Raw genomic sequence first — 13927 nt, forward strand, 5'->3', positions numbered from 1 at the left:
CCCTCAAGACTGTGTTCGAGATTTACTCATTTCTTTTTCGATCATCTTTTCGGTGACAGCGTAGCGTCCCGGAAACACGAAAACCGCGAGGGCATGAAGGACCACTGCGATGCCCCACCCCATCATTGGCCACTGGACCCAAATGGTGCCCGGTGAGGATACAAAATCGATGACCGCAAGAAACAGAATGACAGCCACATAAACAGACAGGTGCGTGTAAAACCCCATTTTGGCCTCAACGCGTTTTTTCGCTGCTTGATATGCTTCGGAATTTTCCATGGCTCCTCTCCATCAAGACTGATTGATAAGCCCAGTCTAACTAGCGGAAGGATCTCGCTATTGAGCAAGATCAATCTGTCTTGCTTGGCTGGGTGTAGCTTTGGTCTCTGATGCATCAGCGTGGCTCAGTCATCGGTCGCACCCAGGACGAAAGACACGAGGTCGTCAAGGAAGGCTTGTTGCACGCGTCCCGAGACAGGATCAGTGATGCCGTGACCTCCATCGGGATAGATGCCGACCGAGACCTCGTACGGTAGCATCTCGAAACGGCTGACGCTTTCCTGAACCGGGACATTGGTGTCACCTTCGCCGAAAGCCGCGAACACGGGTGCCTCGACTCCCGGCCAGTAGGTCATCGGGTCGAACCCCGCCGTCGCGCGCCAAGTGTCGCGCTGCATGATCGCGGGGACAGTGAACCGAGCGATTAGCCGGGCCACGAAACGGTAGGTTCCCAATTCAGCGATATTGTTGACCTCCTCGAAGACCAGTTGTTCCTCGGTCGTGACCCCAGCGCCGGACAGGCTCACGACAAAGGCGACGGACGGTTTTTCGGACGCCACGATCGGGGCAATCCATCCGCCTTGGCTGAAGCCGATCAACCCGACGCGATCGCTGTCGACTCCCGGGGTCTGGGTGAGAAGAGCAAAGGCCGCCTCAGTGTCCGACGACAGCTCCTCAAAGCGCGTGTCCCGCCAATCTCCGCTCGAGTTCTCCGACCCGCGCTTGTCGGGGATCAGAACAGCTATGTCATTGGCGAGAAGCTCTTCAGCCACGGAGAGATACCAGGGATTGTCACGGCGGCTGGTTCCGGAACCGTGGATGAAGACCGCACCGGGAGAGTGTGCATCCCCCTCGGGGAGCATGAGCATCCCTGCCAGTTCGAGTCCCCCATTCTGAAAGATCACTTCTTCATATGTCAGTTGATCGAGACTGGCCCCCGACAGCGGCCGAACCGCCCGATCATTGAAAACAAACGGTATCGCAAGGAAGATTGTCAGGATCACAATGGCCGCGAGGAATATCCATAGGGAGCGCCACATCAGTCCTCTCCGCTTCCGAGTGTATCAATACGCGAAACTGGCTCGACGATATTCATGTGGAGGCTCGGAGTGCATGACATAGATCAAGAATGCCGAGAGAGAACGAAACCGTGCATAGCAGAGCTACGTCCGGTTTGTCCCGCAGTCTGTGAATTCAAGGTTTCAGAATTGCTGCATGATGTCCAAATGACTGCATTCGCCTCATCGATGCAGCGGCGATTTCGTGGCGGCGCAGCATCTGACTACGGTGGGTCGCAGTTGCAGTCGCCGGCATTTTGCACGGCTTTTCCTCGAACTGGTCGACCAAGATCATAGGTGATTGGCGGGTTTCAAACGAGCCGTTCTTGTCAAATTTCGACTAGCCGGACGCCGCAGTAGATAGGTTTCCATGTGTGGTTCGATTAAATCGACCCAATTGGACCCCTGACAGATCAATGGCTCTCCAAGTCGCTCAAATCTGATTGAGGAAGGCGTCAATTCCTGCCTGCGCGACGGCCCTATCTTGATCAGGCGTGCCTGAACTGACCCCGATCCCCCCGACGACATGGCCGTCAACAATGACGGGAAGGCCGCCGCCGACAACCATCAACCGACCGCCGATGGCGGACCCGATCCCGTATGCGGGTGCGCCCGGTTGGCTGGCGATCCCGTATTCATGCGTCGCTTTCTTCGCGCCGGCAGCGGTGAACGCCTTGTCGATTGCGATGGTCGTCGACGTCACTTTGCCGCCGTCCATCCTGCAAAAGGCGATCAACTGGCCCGCCTCATCGGTGATCGCGATACACATCGGCACGCCGATCGCCTTCGCCTGTGCCACCGCACCTTCGATAAGGACGTCGGCATCTGCGATATCAAGCCGGGTAACTGAAATCATGTCGTTTCCTTCTTTTGCGGCACGCCAGCAACGTAGGTTTGTGCAATTGCACGGTCATCGCCCATCATTTGAACGACGAACAATTCGTCCGACAGGCTTTCGGCCCGGTCCATTCGCACGTCCATTGCTGCGGTGGCGCGTGCGTTGATGACGACGATGTCGGCTTCTGTTCCCGCATCAAGGGTGCCGATCTTGTCGGCCATCCCCAAGACTTCTGCGTTGCCGCGGGTGATCCAGTGAAAGGCGCGGAGCGTGTGCAATTTCTGATCTTGGAGTTGAAGGATTTTATACCCTTCATTCAGCGTCTGTAGCATCGAATAGCTGGTCCCTGCCCCGATATCCGTGGCGATCCCGCTTTGGATGCCTCGCGCGCGCAAGCCCGCGTCATCGAACAGCCCGCTCCCGAGGAAGAGGTTGGACGTCGGACAGAACACCGGATGGGCACCGGTGTCGGCCATCGCGCCGATTTCGCGGTCCTTGAGGTGAATAGCATGTCCCAACAAGGTGCGCGGGCCAAGCAGTCCGTTGCTTTCGTAAACATCAAGGTAGTCGCGGGCATCCGGATACAGCGTGGCCGTATAGGCAATCTCGTCGTGGTTCTCGGACAAGTGGGTCTGGATGTAGCAATCGGGATGCTCGTTGGCCAATGCGCCAGACATCTCAAGTTGCTCGGGGGTTGAGGTGATCGCGAAGCGCGGCGTAATTGCATAGGAGGCGCGGCCCCTGCCGTGCCACTTCGCAATAAGTGCCTTGCTGTCGTCATAACCCATTTGCGCAGTCTCCAAAATCGCATCGGGTGCGTTGCGGTCCATCATGGTTTTGCCGGCAATCATCCGCATGTTGCGGTCTTGGGCTTCCGAAAACAACGCTTCGGCGGATGAGGCATGGACCGAACAGAACGCGACGGCGGTCGTCGTGCCATGATCCGTCAACAAATCGCAAAACCGCCCCGCCATGGCGCGGGCGTGTTGGGCGTTGGCGTATTCTGCCTCGGCGGGAAAGGTGTAGCCATTCAGCCAGTCCAGCAATTGACTGCCCCAACTGGCGACGATCTGCACCTGCGGGAAGTGGATATGCGTGTCGATAAACCCGGCCATCAGCAGATGCGGGCGATGGTCTGTAATCTTGGCACCATTGGATGTGGCGGCAACCTCATCATAGTTGCCCGAAGCGACAATCATGCTGTCCCGGATCAACACAGCCCCATCTTCGATGTAGCTATAGGCGTCTGTATCGTCAGGACCCACGGGCTCCTGATGAAACGTCAAAAGGCGACCGCGCAGAAGGGTATCGGACATAGGAGAGCTTCTTTCGTGGGGGTGGAGGTGAACGAGGCGGCCTTTTCGCGGCCGCCTCGTCAGGTTCTGCAATCAAGCGACGTCGAGCGCCGGGCTATCATCATCCACGAGGTCAGGCTCGTCAGGAACAATGATGCGATGCTCAAGGTCTTCCTTGGGCGCAACCATCGGATAGATCATCATGAACGCCCCGATGATCAGGTAGCCAATCGTGACCCCGTCAAATTGCGGCATCTGCAAGGTGTAACTGTGGATAATCCCGATCGATGACATCACAGCCGCTGCGATTGCGAACCCGCCTGCCTGCTTGAACCGCCCGTCGATCACATCCGCCGCAATAGCGCCCCAGACAAGTCCGGTGATGATCGCGCCTTGCGACAAGGCAAGGTGGCCTTCGTAATGGGCCCCTTCCATGAGCAGCGCCGCCGTCAACTCGCCATCGCCCAAACCGGGCAGGCCTTCGACACCTGTGTTGCGCAGAGCGTTCATCAACGACCCCCACTTGGTGATCAGGAAGTTCGAGATATGGGGCAAGATCGCAAATGCGACAGCCGCCATGTGCGCAGGTTTCACCGCGTAACCGGTGTTGGTGATCAGGCTCACGGCCACGAACACCAGAACAGGGGCTGCTGCTGCAATCGGGATCAACCCGGCGAGGAACGACAGGAAGCCAAGGAACGCCGCAGCCGCAATGACAAGGGCCACGCCGATGATATATCCTGCACGCGCATCCATCCGCTTGTAGGCTGGGTGGCCGATATAGACTGTTGTCGGGAAAGGCGAGCCGAACAACGCGCCGATCATCGTGCCCGCACCGTCTGTCACCTGACAGACGGCAACCGGATAGCTGTCGCCCGCGGCTTCGGCGGATTCTACGTTATTCATCGTTTCAATGAAGTTGTAGATCTGCACCGGGATCAGAACGAGGAACAACTCGGGATTGGCAAACAGATATTGAATACCGATGAGCATGTCCCCGAAGTAGGGAATGGGCGCGTAAAAACCGATGCCGTCGGTGTTGAAAGACGACTGACCAAGGAAAATCGCGATAACCGTGCCGACCCCAATCGCCACCAGTCCGGCAGGCAGATTGCCCGGCAGACGGAAGCGACCGATCAGACCCCACAGAATGAACAACAGTGACGTAAAGCCGATCAGGGGATGTTCAAAGATGGTGGCAAGAGGAACCGACCCGATGAACACCAAGGCGATACCGCACAGCGTGCCCAGCATACCCGCACGCGGCGTGATCCGTTTCAGGAACGGGCCAACGATTGCACCGAATGCAGCGACGATGCCGCCCATGAAGCCTGCGCCAATGCCGACCTGCCAGGCCAGCAGGGAATCGCCCGTCGCCCAGTAGATCGGGCCGATGACGCCGAACAGGTAAACGAACATGACGGGGGTCGAGATACCGTAGGGCAGCGCGGTCGCGTCTTTGCCCTGCCTGTTGGCGACCCATCTGGCCATCAATGTGTAAACGACCACACCCGCAAGGATCGCAACCGCAGCACCCGGCACAATACGGCCAAAGACGATTTCGGCTGGCATCTGAAAGACGAACTGACAGATCCCGGACAGGATCAGAAGATTGACAAGGTTGTCGGTGAACAAGGCCCAGAACGCGTTAAAATCGTTCCTGTTGAATAACTTGTAGCTGTAGGCTGTATCAGACATTTCGGGTTTCCTCCCATTGGTATTGCTCCACGCCGCGCTTCTCAGACGATCTTTGCGGAGTTTGGTTCTGTTGGTGTGATGGCGACGTCGGGCGCGGTGCCGGACCGGTCAGCCGTGTCATGACTTCTGCCACAACGAAGGCCGCGATGACCTCGGGGCGCTTGTCGGCGCTTTGTGTCGGACCGATGGGGCAGGTGAGATTGCAGGTGTCTTTTGTGACTGAATTGGAGGCGTGAAAGCGCGAAAACTTGGCCCGTTTCGTCGCGGACCCGATAAGGCCGACATAGGCCGCGTCGCATCGGTCCAGCGCCTCGGATGTCAGCAGGAAATCAAGCGCATGATCATGGGTCAGCACGATGAAGGCACTGTTCGGCGGGGCGCAGCGTATGTCCGCCTCTGCCATTACAGATAGGCGCGTCTCGACCTTCGCATCACACAGGGATAGCTCTTCGTGCCGCGCGTCAATCAGAATGCATTGCACAGGCAAGAACTGAAAGAAACGCGCCAACGCGCGCCCGACATGACCCGCGCCGAGGATGTAGACATGAGGGCGCTGAGCAATATCGCGCCCCTCAGCCCTGCGCGCGACCAGACGATCCGCGTCTGTCATCTGGTGCAATGTGACGGCGACGCGGCCTCCGCAACACTGACCGATCTCCGCCCCCAATGGCACGTCCATATCTTCCGCCACATCCCCGGCACGCAACATCGCGCGGGCCTTGTCGATGGCCATATATTCCAGCTGTCCACCGCCAATCGTCCCGTGCAGGCCATCGGCGCTGACAAACATCTGCGCGCCTGCGTCACGCGGCGATGACCCGCGCACATCCGTCAGGCGGATGTGGACGACGTCTTCGGGTGTTGTCAGGAAGTCGGCGAGGGTCATGGAATCAGCCCTTCAAACGCTCGACCGCCATCAACACACGCTCTGGCGTGGCAGGCGCATCCAGACGGGGGCATTCACGGTAATCGGCGATACTGGCGACCGCGTGCGACAAGGCCTCGAACACCGAAATGCCAAGCATGAACGGCGGCTCACCCACGGCCTTGGACCGCTTCATGGTGTGTTCCTTGTTCTCGGACCATGTCGCGAGGTTCGTGTTGAAGATGCGCGGACGATCCGACGCCAGCGGGATCTTGTAAGTCGACGGCGCATGGGTGCGCAGCTGGCCCTGGGCGTCCCACCACAGCTCTTCTGTGGTGAGCCACCCCATGCCCTGAATGAACGCACCCTCAACCTGACCGACATCAAGGATCGGATTCAGGGACTTGCCGACATCGTGCAGAATGTCCGTGCGTTCGACGCGGTATTCGCCCGTCAACGTGTCAACGGACACTTCGGAACATGCGGCACCGTATGCGTAATAGTAGAACGGACGGCCCTGCCCCGTTTCGCGATCCCAATGGATCTTAGGTGTCTTGTAAAACCCTGCTGCGGACAGGTGGACACGGGCCATATAGGCCTGCTTGATGAAATCACGGGAGGACATGATCTCATCGCCCACCTGAACCGCATTGGGGAGGAAACGCACGGCATCGGCATCGGTTTTCCAATGCTCGGCCGCAAACGCCACCAGTCGTTCCTTGATCTGCCGTGCCGCGTCCCGCGCGGCCATCCCGTTCAGGTCAGACCCTGATGAGGCCGCCGTCGCGGAGGTGTTCGGCACTTTTTCCGTTGTCGTCTTGGTGATCTTGATCATGTCAAAATCCACCTGAAGCTCATCGGCCACGATCTGCGCGATCTTGGTGTTCAGACCCTGACCCATTTCCGTGCCGCCATGGTTCAGATGCACAGACCCATCCGAATAGATGTGCAGCAATGCTCCGGCCTGATTATACCAGGTGGCGGTAAACGAGATCCCGAACTTCACCGGGGTCAGCGCGATCCCCTTGCGGATCGTGCCACCCTTTGCATTCCACTCAAGAATGGCCTGGCGACGGGCGCGGTAATCGGCGCTGTCTTCCAGTTCCTGACAGATGCGCGGTGCGATATTGTCTTCAACGGTCTGGTGATAGGGCGTCACATCGCGCCCATTGTCGCCGTAGAAATTGCGCTTGCGCACCTCAAGGCTGTCCAGCCTGCGGTGATAGGCGATCTCTTCCATAATCCGTTCAGCTGCAATCACGCCCTGCGGTCCGCCAAAGCCGCGAAAGGCGGTGTTGGACACGGTGTTGGTCTTCATCGGGTGCGAATTCAGCAGGACGTTCGGGTAGTAATAGGCGTTGTCGGCATGAAACAGCGCGCGGTCGGTCACCGGGCCAGACAGGTCAGACGAAAACCCGCAGCGCGCCGCAAAATCTCCGGTCACAGCTTCGATCACACCGTCGTCGTCAAAGCCCACTTCGTAGTCGATCACGAAGTCATGGCGCTTGCCGGTCGCTGACATATCGTCGTCGCGATCCGGGCGGATTTTCACGCCGCGGTTCCATTTCTTCGCAGCCACGGCGGCCACCGAACAGAACAGGTTCATCTGGGTTTCCTTGCCCCCGAACCCGCCCCCCATGCGACGCACGTTGATGGTCACGGCATTCGACGGCACACTCAGAACATGCGCCACCATGTGCTGCGCTTCCGACGGGTGCTGCGTGGAGGAGTGAACGATGACGTCGTCATCTTCGCCGGGAATGGCAAACGCGATATGGCCTTCAAGATACATGTGATCCTGCCCGCCAACACGCAGCTTGCCCTTGATACGGTGGGCCGCCTTGCTCATCGCGCTTTCGGCCTCGCCCCGTTTGAGCGTCAACGGCGGGGTCACATACCCCATGCCGGCCTCTTGCGCGGCTTCGGGATCCAGCGCGTGTGGCAGGTCTTCGTAGGTGATCTGCGCCAGCTTGGCCGCACGGCGGGCCGCATCGCGTGTCTCGGCCACGACGGCGAACATTGGCTGCCCCCAGAACTCGACCTTCTCAGTGGCGAAGATCGGCTCGTCATTGCGCCCTGTCGGGGAGACGTCGTTGACGCCCGGAATATCGTCAGCCGTCAGCACGCCGACAACGCCGGGGGCCGCGCGCACGGCGCTCAGGTCCACGTCGCGCAGCAGCGCATGCGCCTTGGTGGAAAGCCCCAGATAGGCGTGCAGGGTTCCGATGGGTTCTGCGATGTCATCGCAGTATTCAGCGCGGCCGGTGACGTGCTTGATGGCGCTGTCATGGCGCAGATCGGAGTTCACGGCCCCTTTAATCGGGGCATTTGCGGATTTTTGAACATTCATGGCAAATCTCTCCCTTACGCGCTAAGGCGGTTGGTGGCGGTGTCGCTTTGCTGGTCCAGCCAGAATTTGCGGAACAGGTTCTTGGACACTTGCAGGCGGTAATCGGACGATGCGCGCCAGTCACTGAGCGGGCTGAAGTCGTCGCCAAGCCGCTGGGCGGCTGCGATCAGCGCAGCCTCGCTCCATGCTGCGCCGACTAGCGCCGCTTCCGCGTGTGCGGCCCGCTTGGGGGTCGCGGCCATACCGCCGAATGCGATCCGCGCGGCGGTGATTGTGCCGCCCTCGACGGTGACGTTGAATGCCGCACAGACGGACGAGATATCTTCGTCGCGACGTTTGGATATCTTGTAGGCCGCGTGAATGGTGTCCTTGGCGGGGCGTGGGACGCTGATGCTTTCCAGAAACTCGCCCTTAGAGATGTCCTGCTTGCCGTAGTCGATGAAGAAGTCCTCGATCGGGATGGTTCGGCGGACGCCACCTTTGCGCAGCGTGATAGATGCACCAAGGGCGATCAGAACCGGTGGCGTGTCGCCGATGGGCGATCCGTTGGCGATATTGCCGCCGATCGACCCCATGCTGCGGATTTGCCAACCCGCGATCCGGTCCCAGAACGCGGCAAGGTGCGGGTAGTCGTCAGACATCGCCGTCCGGCTGTCGGTATAGCTTACACCCGCGCCGATTTTGATCTCGTCCTCTGTGACGTCGAGTTGGCGCAGCTCGTCCAGATGGCTCAGGAACACGACGGGAGAGATATCGCGCAGGAACTTCGTCACCCAAAGACCAACATCGGTCGCCCCTGCGATGATCGTCGCGTCAGGGGTTTCCAGCAGAACTTCCGCCAGATCATCTACAGAAGCGGGCAAGATACAGCGGCTGCCACCGCTTGACACTTCAACCCGTTTGCCATCGCGCAACTGCGCCAGCTTGGCGGTCATTGCCGCCCGTTCCAGTGTCAGCGCGTCATCGGCTGGGCTGCCGTGGGCGGTCACGGCCTTCGCTGCTTTGATGATCGGCTCGTAACCCGTGCAGCGGCACAAGTTGCCTTGAAGCGCGGTTTCAATCTCGGTCTCGGACGGTTCGGGGTTCCCCATCCAAAGCGCATAAAGCGACATGACGAAGCCCGGCGTGCAGAAGCCGCACTGGCTGCCGTGATGATCCACCATCGCCTGTTGGACGGGATGCAGCTTCCCGTTCGGACCGGACAGATATTCAACGGAGACAACATGGCAAGCATCGAGCGACGCTGTCAGCCGGATGCAGGCATTCACCGGCTCATAGCGCAGCACGCCATTTTGCAACCGTCCCACCAGAACCGTGCACGCGCCGCAATCGCCCTCGGCGCAGCCTTCCTTGGTGCCGGTCAGGCGGCGATCAATCCGCAGGAAATCAAGCAAGGTGTCACTTGCGCTCACGGTGTCCAATGTCACGTCGCGGTTGTTCAGCACGAAGCGTATTTCGGATCTGGTTGTCATAATTCCTCCCTTGCCGCAGTCGGGAATCTGCGATCTCAGCAACTATGACTCACTTAACTATCCCGAAATACGGCGCATTCGGCTACGCTCTTTCAACGATTCGTAGATAATCAGAGGTTCCCGTGCCCTATCTTGAAAGCCTGAGAGTATTCGTGAGAGTGGTCGAGCTTGGCAGTATCACAGCCGGTGGGCGCGACCTGCGACTGACACCGGCGGTCGCGAGCAAACGTATCAAAGAGCTTGAACGACGGTTGGATGTGCGTCTGTTCAACCGTACGACCCGCAAGCTGTCCCCCACGGACGTCGGCCAAACATTCTACGATCACGCCCGCCAGGTTGTGCAAACCCTGGAAGACGCCGAGGCCGCGATTTCCGGCTATTCCCAAACACCGCACGGCACCGTGCAGGTGACAGCACCCCTTGGCGTCGGAAAGCGATTGGTCGCACCGATCATTCCCGAATTTGTCGATATGTATCCGGATGTGTCGGTGCGGCTGCGCCTGTCAGACCGCAAGGTGGATCTGTTGGAGGACGGCCTTGATGTGGCGCTGTTCATTGGCCGGCCGCCGGATTCGAACCTGAAGCTGCGCAAGATTATGGACACGCCGCGGATCCTTTGTGCCGCGCCGTCCTATCTTGAAAAACACGGTGTGCCGCAGACACCCGATGATTTGACGCGCCACAATTGCCTGCTCTTGCGTTACCCACGATCGCCCGAATGGTTCTGGACGTTGTCGACATCTGAAGGCCCTAAGCGGATGGACGTCTCGGGCAGTTACGATTCCGATGACGGAGATGTGCTGACGGCATGGGCCTGTGCCGGGCGTGGTATCATCAACAAGCCGCGTTTTGACGTCATCTCCCACCTCCAGAGTGGGGACCTCGTCGAAGTGCTCCCTGAAACGCCGCCAGAACCCGCGATGTTCGGATGCCTCTATCCGCACCGGCGATTGCAGGACAACAAAGTCCGCCTTTTCATTGATTTCTTGCTTGAGCGCTGCCGTGAGAAGCTGTCCCTGACATGAACTGTGGATAGGTCTCCATCAGGGCGAAAGCAGACACGGCAAACGCAGGCTCGAATAGCCGGTGTGCCCCGCAATGTTGGCCTCGAACTACTTTGCAGCGAACATCCGGTATCCGCCCTTTTTCCAAACGCTGACTGGACTTCATGGGCACGGGAAGCGTGGGTGTGGTCACGGCGTCACTCAAACCTCTGCATGGCGAAAGGGACGCCGCCTAGTTCGGACCGAGCCAGATCTCATTGACCCTTAGCCCGATATCCGGTCACCGCCAACATGATGGCAAACATAACCACCCGCCCGGCTCAGCTGCACAAGCTGCGCACCCGCAAAAGTGGCGCGACACGACGCAGATCCAGAAGAGCTTTGATTGACAGCCGCATACAACCAGAGCAGCAATCTCGCGATTGCGTCACGCCAGCGATGTCGTTTGATCCTCCGTTGCTAACTACAGGGGCGGACCACCTCTGTGGGGTAGGATCAACCATCCTTTCGGACGAACGAACACACTTACCGATCAAAATCCGAAATCTCTACACCAATTGATCAGCGTCAATTTGGCTGCTGCTTCATGCGCAAGACTTGGCGGGCAGACGGCATCATCCTAGTTGGTCCGCAGCGACCCGTCGCCCTGAAAGAAAATAGTCCGGCAAAACTCCATCCGATTTGCCTGCGGTCTGACCAGTTCATGATGGATGAGCTTTGGACAGAAAGTGACCTGATGATACGGCTTTCAGAATACGCACTCGACAGAATGCTGAGGTCGACTCTGCGCGACGGTGCACTGCACGTCGTCATGCCGTCCGGCGACAGTCATAGATACGGCGACCAAAGCCGCCATCCAGTAACAGTTCGGCTACGCGACGCCTCGACCGTAAGGCGTCTGGCATTAAACCCAGAAATGGCGTTGGGCGAAGCCTATATGAACGGGTCGCTGACGATAGACGGGGATGATCTGCAAGGATTTTTGTCGTTGATCGTGCGCAATGCTCGGCTTGCTGCTGGAAATCGGGTCTGGTGGCAAAAGCCGCTGCTAAGATTACGGTCTTCTTTGAGGGTGCTGGCGCAAAACAACGTCATAGAACGCGCGCGCGGCAACGTGGCACATCACTATGACCTTTCGGGGCGTCTGTACGACCTCTTTCTAGACGAGGACCGGCAGTATTCGTGCGGTTATTTCAAAACCCAGAACGAGACGCTGGAGCAGGCGCAGGCGTGCAAAAAGAAGCATATTGCCCGCAAACTGATGATCGAACCGGGCATGTCGGTTCTGGATATTGGGTGCGGCTGGGGCGGAATGGCACTGACCTTGGCCAAAGACTACGATGCACGTGTTGTCGGCATCACGCTGTCGCAAGAGCAGCATGCCTATGCAACACGGCGCGCAGAACGCGAAGGTCTGGCGCACAGGGTCGACTTTCGGCTCTGTGACTATCGCCACGTCAATCAAAGCTTTGACAGGATAGTCTCTATCGGGATGTTCGAACATGTGGGGTTGCGCCATTTCGATGAATACTTCCAGACGGTGCGCGACCGGCTGTTGCCGGATGGGATCGCCCTGATCCACACAATAGGCTGGGCTGGCCCGGCGGAGGGCACGAACCCGTGGATCGCCAAATACATCTTTCCGGGTGACTACATCCCGACCGTTTCAGAAGCCATGAGCGCCGTCGAGAAAGCCCGGCTGTGGGCAACTGACATCGAGTGTTGGCGCCTGCACTATGCCTATACATTGCGACATTGGTACAACCGCTTTCAGAAGAATGAAGATCAGGTGGCGGCGATGTATGATGATCGCTTTGTCAGGATGTGGCGCTTTTATCTTGCCGCGTGCGAGCAAACCTTTCGCAATGGCCCGCAAGCAGTTTTCCAGTTCCAGTTGTCACGATATATCGATGCCGTCCCGCCGACGCGCGACTATATCTATGACAGATCAGGTTTTGCGGCGATCACACAGGCGGACGGTGCAGGACGGCCAACGCATTATGCAGGCAATGGACGGGCAGTTCGTCCAAACGATTTAGGCAATTCACATTATTTCCCTCGAAAGGAGCAAGACAATGATCGACAAAATCCTTCTGGCCGTCGATGGGTCTCAGAACGCACAAAGGGCCGTTGACCTTGCAGCTGAACTGGCAGGCAAACTGAACGCAAATATGTTCATCGTGCATGTCACGATGCGCGGTCGTCCGGCCGAGGAGTTGGTGCATATGGCTGAGGTGGAACATCTGGTCAAAGAAGTGCAAACAGTCATTTCTCCGGGCATCGCATATGTGACGGGAAGTCACCCCGAATTTCTGGGGGGCAGTAGGACGGATCCAAGAACCGAAAACATCATATCGGTTCTTGGAGAGCAGATCGTCGCCAGAGCGAAAAAACGTTGCGCTGAACGAGGTGTCAATAACGCCAAGACCTCCGTGCGTGCAGGCGACTACGCCGAAGAAATCCTGGGCGCCGCCAACGAATTCAACGTCGACATGATCGTCATCGGGTCGCGCGGACTTGGTGTTCTCAAGAGCACCGTATTGGGCAGCGTCTCGCAAAAAGTTCTGCACAATGCGGACTGTAGCGTCCTGACAGTCAGATAGGTCAGCAGACCCGCTTTTCGAACGCCGCAGCGTCCCATGCACATTGGATCAGGCTTCGCCGTCGATATTCCAGACTTGGCGAAGATCAGTAACGATATTTTTGGGTACCTTGAAATAGCGCGCAATCTCTGGATCAGACAGCCCGAGGTCTGCGAGCGTTGCCAGGCAACTTTTCGGCGTTGGCCCCAGAATATGCATGTATTTCTGCAATTCATAAGTCAGTTCGCTTCGCTTTGGTTGAACCTGCGACGGAAGCAAACGCCCGCCGGGGCCAAGCCACCGCATAACATCCAGGCAGCTTTCATTGTCGGTCATCGCGAAATTTTCACCTCCACACATGGCTAAGCACGAACGTGATTCAACTGATAAGAGCGATAATTATCCCTCAAGTGATTCCGATCAATATGTCCGTTGGAATTCTTTCGTTTGGCAGAAATTTGCTGACTACAGATTAAGGATAGGCGG

General features: G+C 58.1%; 12 protein-coding genes. 3 read left to right on the top strand and 9 right to left on the bottom strand.

Going from position 1 to position 13927, the window contains the following annotated elements; translation table 11 throughout:
- Positions 1–3: 3 nt before the first annotated feature.
- The 8 genes from MUY35_RS01015 to xdhA all read right to left on the bottom strand — a co-directional run bounded on the left by MUY35_RS01015 (position 4) and on the right by xdhA (position 9855).
- Positions 4–279, bottom strand: coding sequence for a 2TM domain-containing protein (locus MUY35_RS01015; protein ID WP_248363146.1), 276 nt, complete (start codon positions 277–279; stop codon positions 4–6).
- A gap of 125 nt (positions 280–404) precedes the next feature.
- Positions 405–1319, bottom strand: coding sequence for an alpha/beta fold hydrolase (locus MUY35_RS01020; RefSeq protein ID WP_248363148.1), 915 nt, complete (start codon positions 1317–1319; stop codon positions 405–407).
- Positions 1320–1770: 451 nt separating this feature from the next.
- A complete protein-coding gene (locus MUY35_RS01025; RefSeq protein ID WP_248363150.1) occupies positions 1771–2193 on the bottom strand; it encodes a heme-binding protein in 423 nt (140 codons plus the stop codon).
- Positions 2190–3491 (bottom strand): guanine deaminase, encoded by a 1302-nt coding sequence (gene guaD, locus MUY35_RS01030; protein WP_248363152.1) that lies wholly within the window; start codon positions 3489–3491, stop codon positions 2190–2192. Before guaD ends, MUY35_RS01025 begins: the two co-directional genes overlap by 4 nt.
- Before the next feature lie 72 nt (positions 3492–3563).
- A complete protein-coding gene (locus MUY35_RS01035; RefSeq protein ID WP_248363154.1) occupies positions 3564–5168 on the bottom strand; it encodes a xanthine/uracil/vitamin C permease in 1605 nt (534 codons plus the stop codon).
- Positions 5161–6054 carry a xanthine dehydrogenase accessory protein XdhC gene (xdhC, locus tag MUY35_RS01040; RefSeq protein ID WP_248363156.1) on the bottom strand — a complete coding sequence of 298 codons (894 nt, stop codon included), beginning with the start codon at positions 6052–6054 and terminating at the stop codon, positions 5161–5163. The genes MUY35_RS01035 and xdhC overlap by 8 nt, the downstream gene beginning before the upstream one ends.
- A gap of 4 nt (positions 6055–6058) precedes the next feature.
- A complete protein-coding gene (gene xdhB / locus MUY35_RS01045; RefSeq protein WP_248363158.1) occupies positions 6059–8383 on the bottom strand; it encodes a xanthine dehydrogenase molybdopterin binding subunit in 2325 nt (774 codons plus the stop codon).
- Positions 8384–8397: 14 nt separating this feature from the next.
- Positions 8398–9855 carry a xanthine dehydrogenase small subunit gene (gene xdhA, locus MUY35_RS01050; RefSeq protein ID WP_248363160.1) on the bottom strand — a complete coding sequence of 486 codons (1458 nt, stop codon included), beginning with the start codon at positions 9853–9855 and terminating at the stop codon, positions 8398–8400.
- Between the two features lie 122 nt (positions 9856–9977).
- Here xdhA and MUY35_RS01055 point away from each other — a divergent pair, with 122 nt between their 5' ends.
- The 3 genes from MUY35_RS01055 to MUY35_RS01065 all read left to right on the top strand — a co-directional run bounded on the left by MUY35_RS01055 (position 9978) and on the right by MUY35_RS01065 (position 13462).
- Positions 9978–10880, top strand: a complete 903-nt coding sequence (locus MUY35_RS01055) for a LysR family transcriptional regulator (RefSeq protein WP_248363161.1) — start codon at positions 9978–9980, stop codon at positions 10878–10880.
- 565 nt (positions 10881–11445) lie between these two features.
- Positions 11446–12993 carry a cyclopropane-fatty-acyl-phospholipid synthase family protein gene (locus MUY35_RS01060; protein ID WP_248363163.1) on the top strand — a complete coding sequence of 516 codons (1548 nt, stop codon included), beginning with the start codon at positions 11446–11448 and terminating at the stop codon, positions 12991–12993.
- Positions 12935–13462, top strand: a complete 528-nt coding sequence (locus MUY35_RS01065) for a universal stress protein (RefSeq protein ID WP_248363165.1) — start codon at positions 12935–12937, stop codon at positions 13460–13462. The genes MUY35_RS01060 and MUY35_RS01065 overlap by 59 nt, the downstream gene beginning before the upstream one ends.
- Positions 13463–13510: 48 nt before the next feature.
- Here MUY35_RS01065 and MUY35_RS01070 read toward each other — a convergent pair whose 3' ends face one another.
- The gene (locus MUY35_RS01070) at positions 13511–13777 is read right to left on the bottom strand and encodes a hypothetical protein (protein ID WP_248363167.1); all 267 of its coding nucleotides are present in this window, start codon (positions 13775–13777) and stop codon (positions 13511–13513) included.
- Between the last annotated feature and the right edge of the window lie 150 nt (positions 13778–13927).

The sequence above is a fragment of the Aliiroseovarius sp. S1339 genome (assembly GCF_023195695.1).
Taxonomy (GTDB): domain Bacteria; phylum Pseudomonadota; class Alphaproteobacteria; order Rhodobacterales; family Rhodobacteraceae; genus Aliiroseovarius.

Coding starts and splice junctions, on each gene's coding strand:
- MUY35_RS01015 (WP_248363146.1), bottom strand. CDS start 279: ATGGAAAATTCCGAAGCATATCAAGCAGCGAAAAAACGCGTTGAGGCC.
- MUY35_RS01020 (WP_248363148.1), bottom strand. CDS start 1,319: ATGTGGCGCTCCCTATGGATATTCCTCGCGGCCATTGTGATCCTGACA.
- MUY35_RS01025 (WP_248363150.1), bottom strand. CDS start 2,193: ATGATTTCAGTTACCCGGCTTGATATCGCAGATGCCGACGTCCTTATC.
- guaD (WP_248363152.1), bottom strand. CDS start 3,491: ATGTCCGATACCCTTCTGCGCGGTCGCCTTTTGACGTTTCATCAGGAG.
- MUY35_RS01035 (WP_248363154.1), bottom strand. CDS start 5,168: ATGTCTGATACAGCCTACAGCTACAAGTTATTCAACAGGAACGATTTT.
- xdhC (WP_248363156.1), bottom strand. CDS start 6,054: ATGACCCTCGCCGACTTCCTGACAACACCCGAAGACGTCGTCCACATC.
- xdhB (WP_248363158.1), bottom strand. CDS start 8,383: ATGAATGTTCAAAAATCCGCAAATGCCCCGATTAAAGGGGCCGTGAAC.
- xdhA (WP_248363160.1), bottom strand. CDS start 9,855: ATGACAACCAGATCCGAAATACGCTTCGTGCTGAACAACCGCGACGTG.
- MUY35_RS01060 (WP_248363163.1), top strand. CDS start 11,446: ATGCGCAAGACTTGGCGGGCAGACGGCATCATCCTAGTTGGTCCGCAG.
- MUY35_RS01065 (WP_248363165.1), top strand. CDS start 12,935: ATGATCGACAAAATCCTTCTGGCCGTCGATGGGTCTCAGAACGCACAA.
- MUY35_RS01070 (WP_248363167.1), bottom strand. CDS start 13,777: ATGACCGACAATGAAAGCTGCCTGGATGTTATGCGGTGGCTTGGCCCC.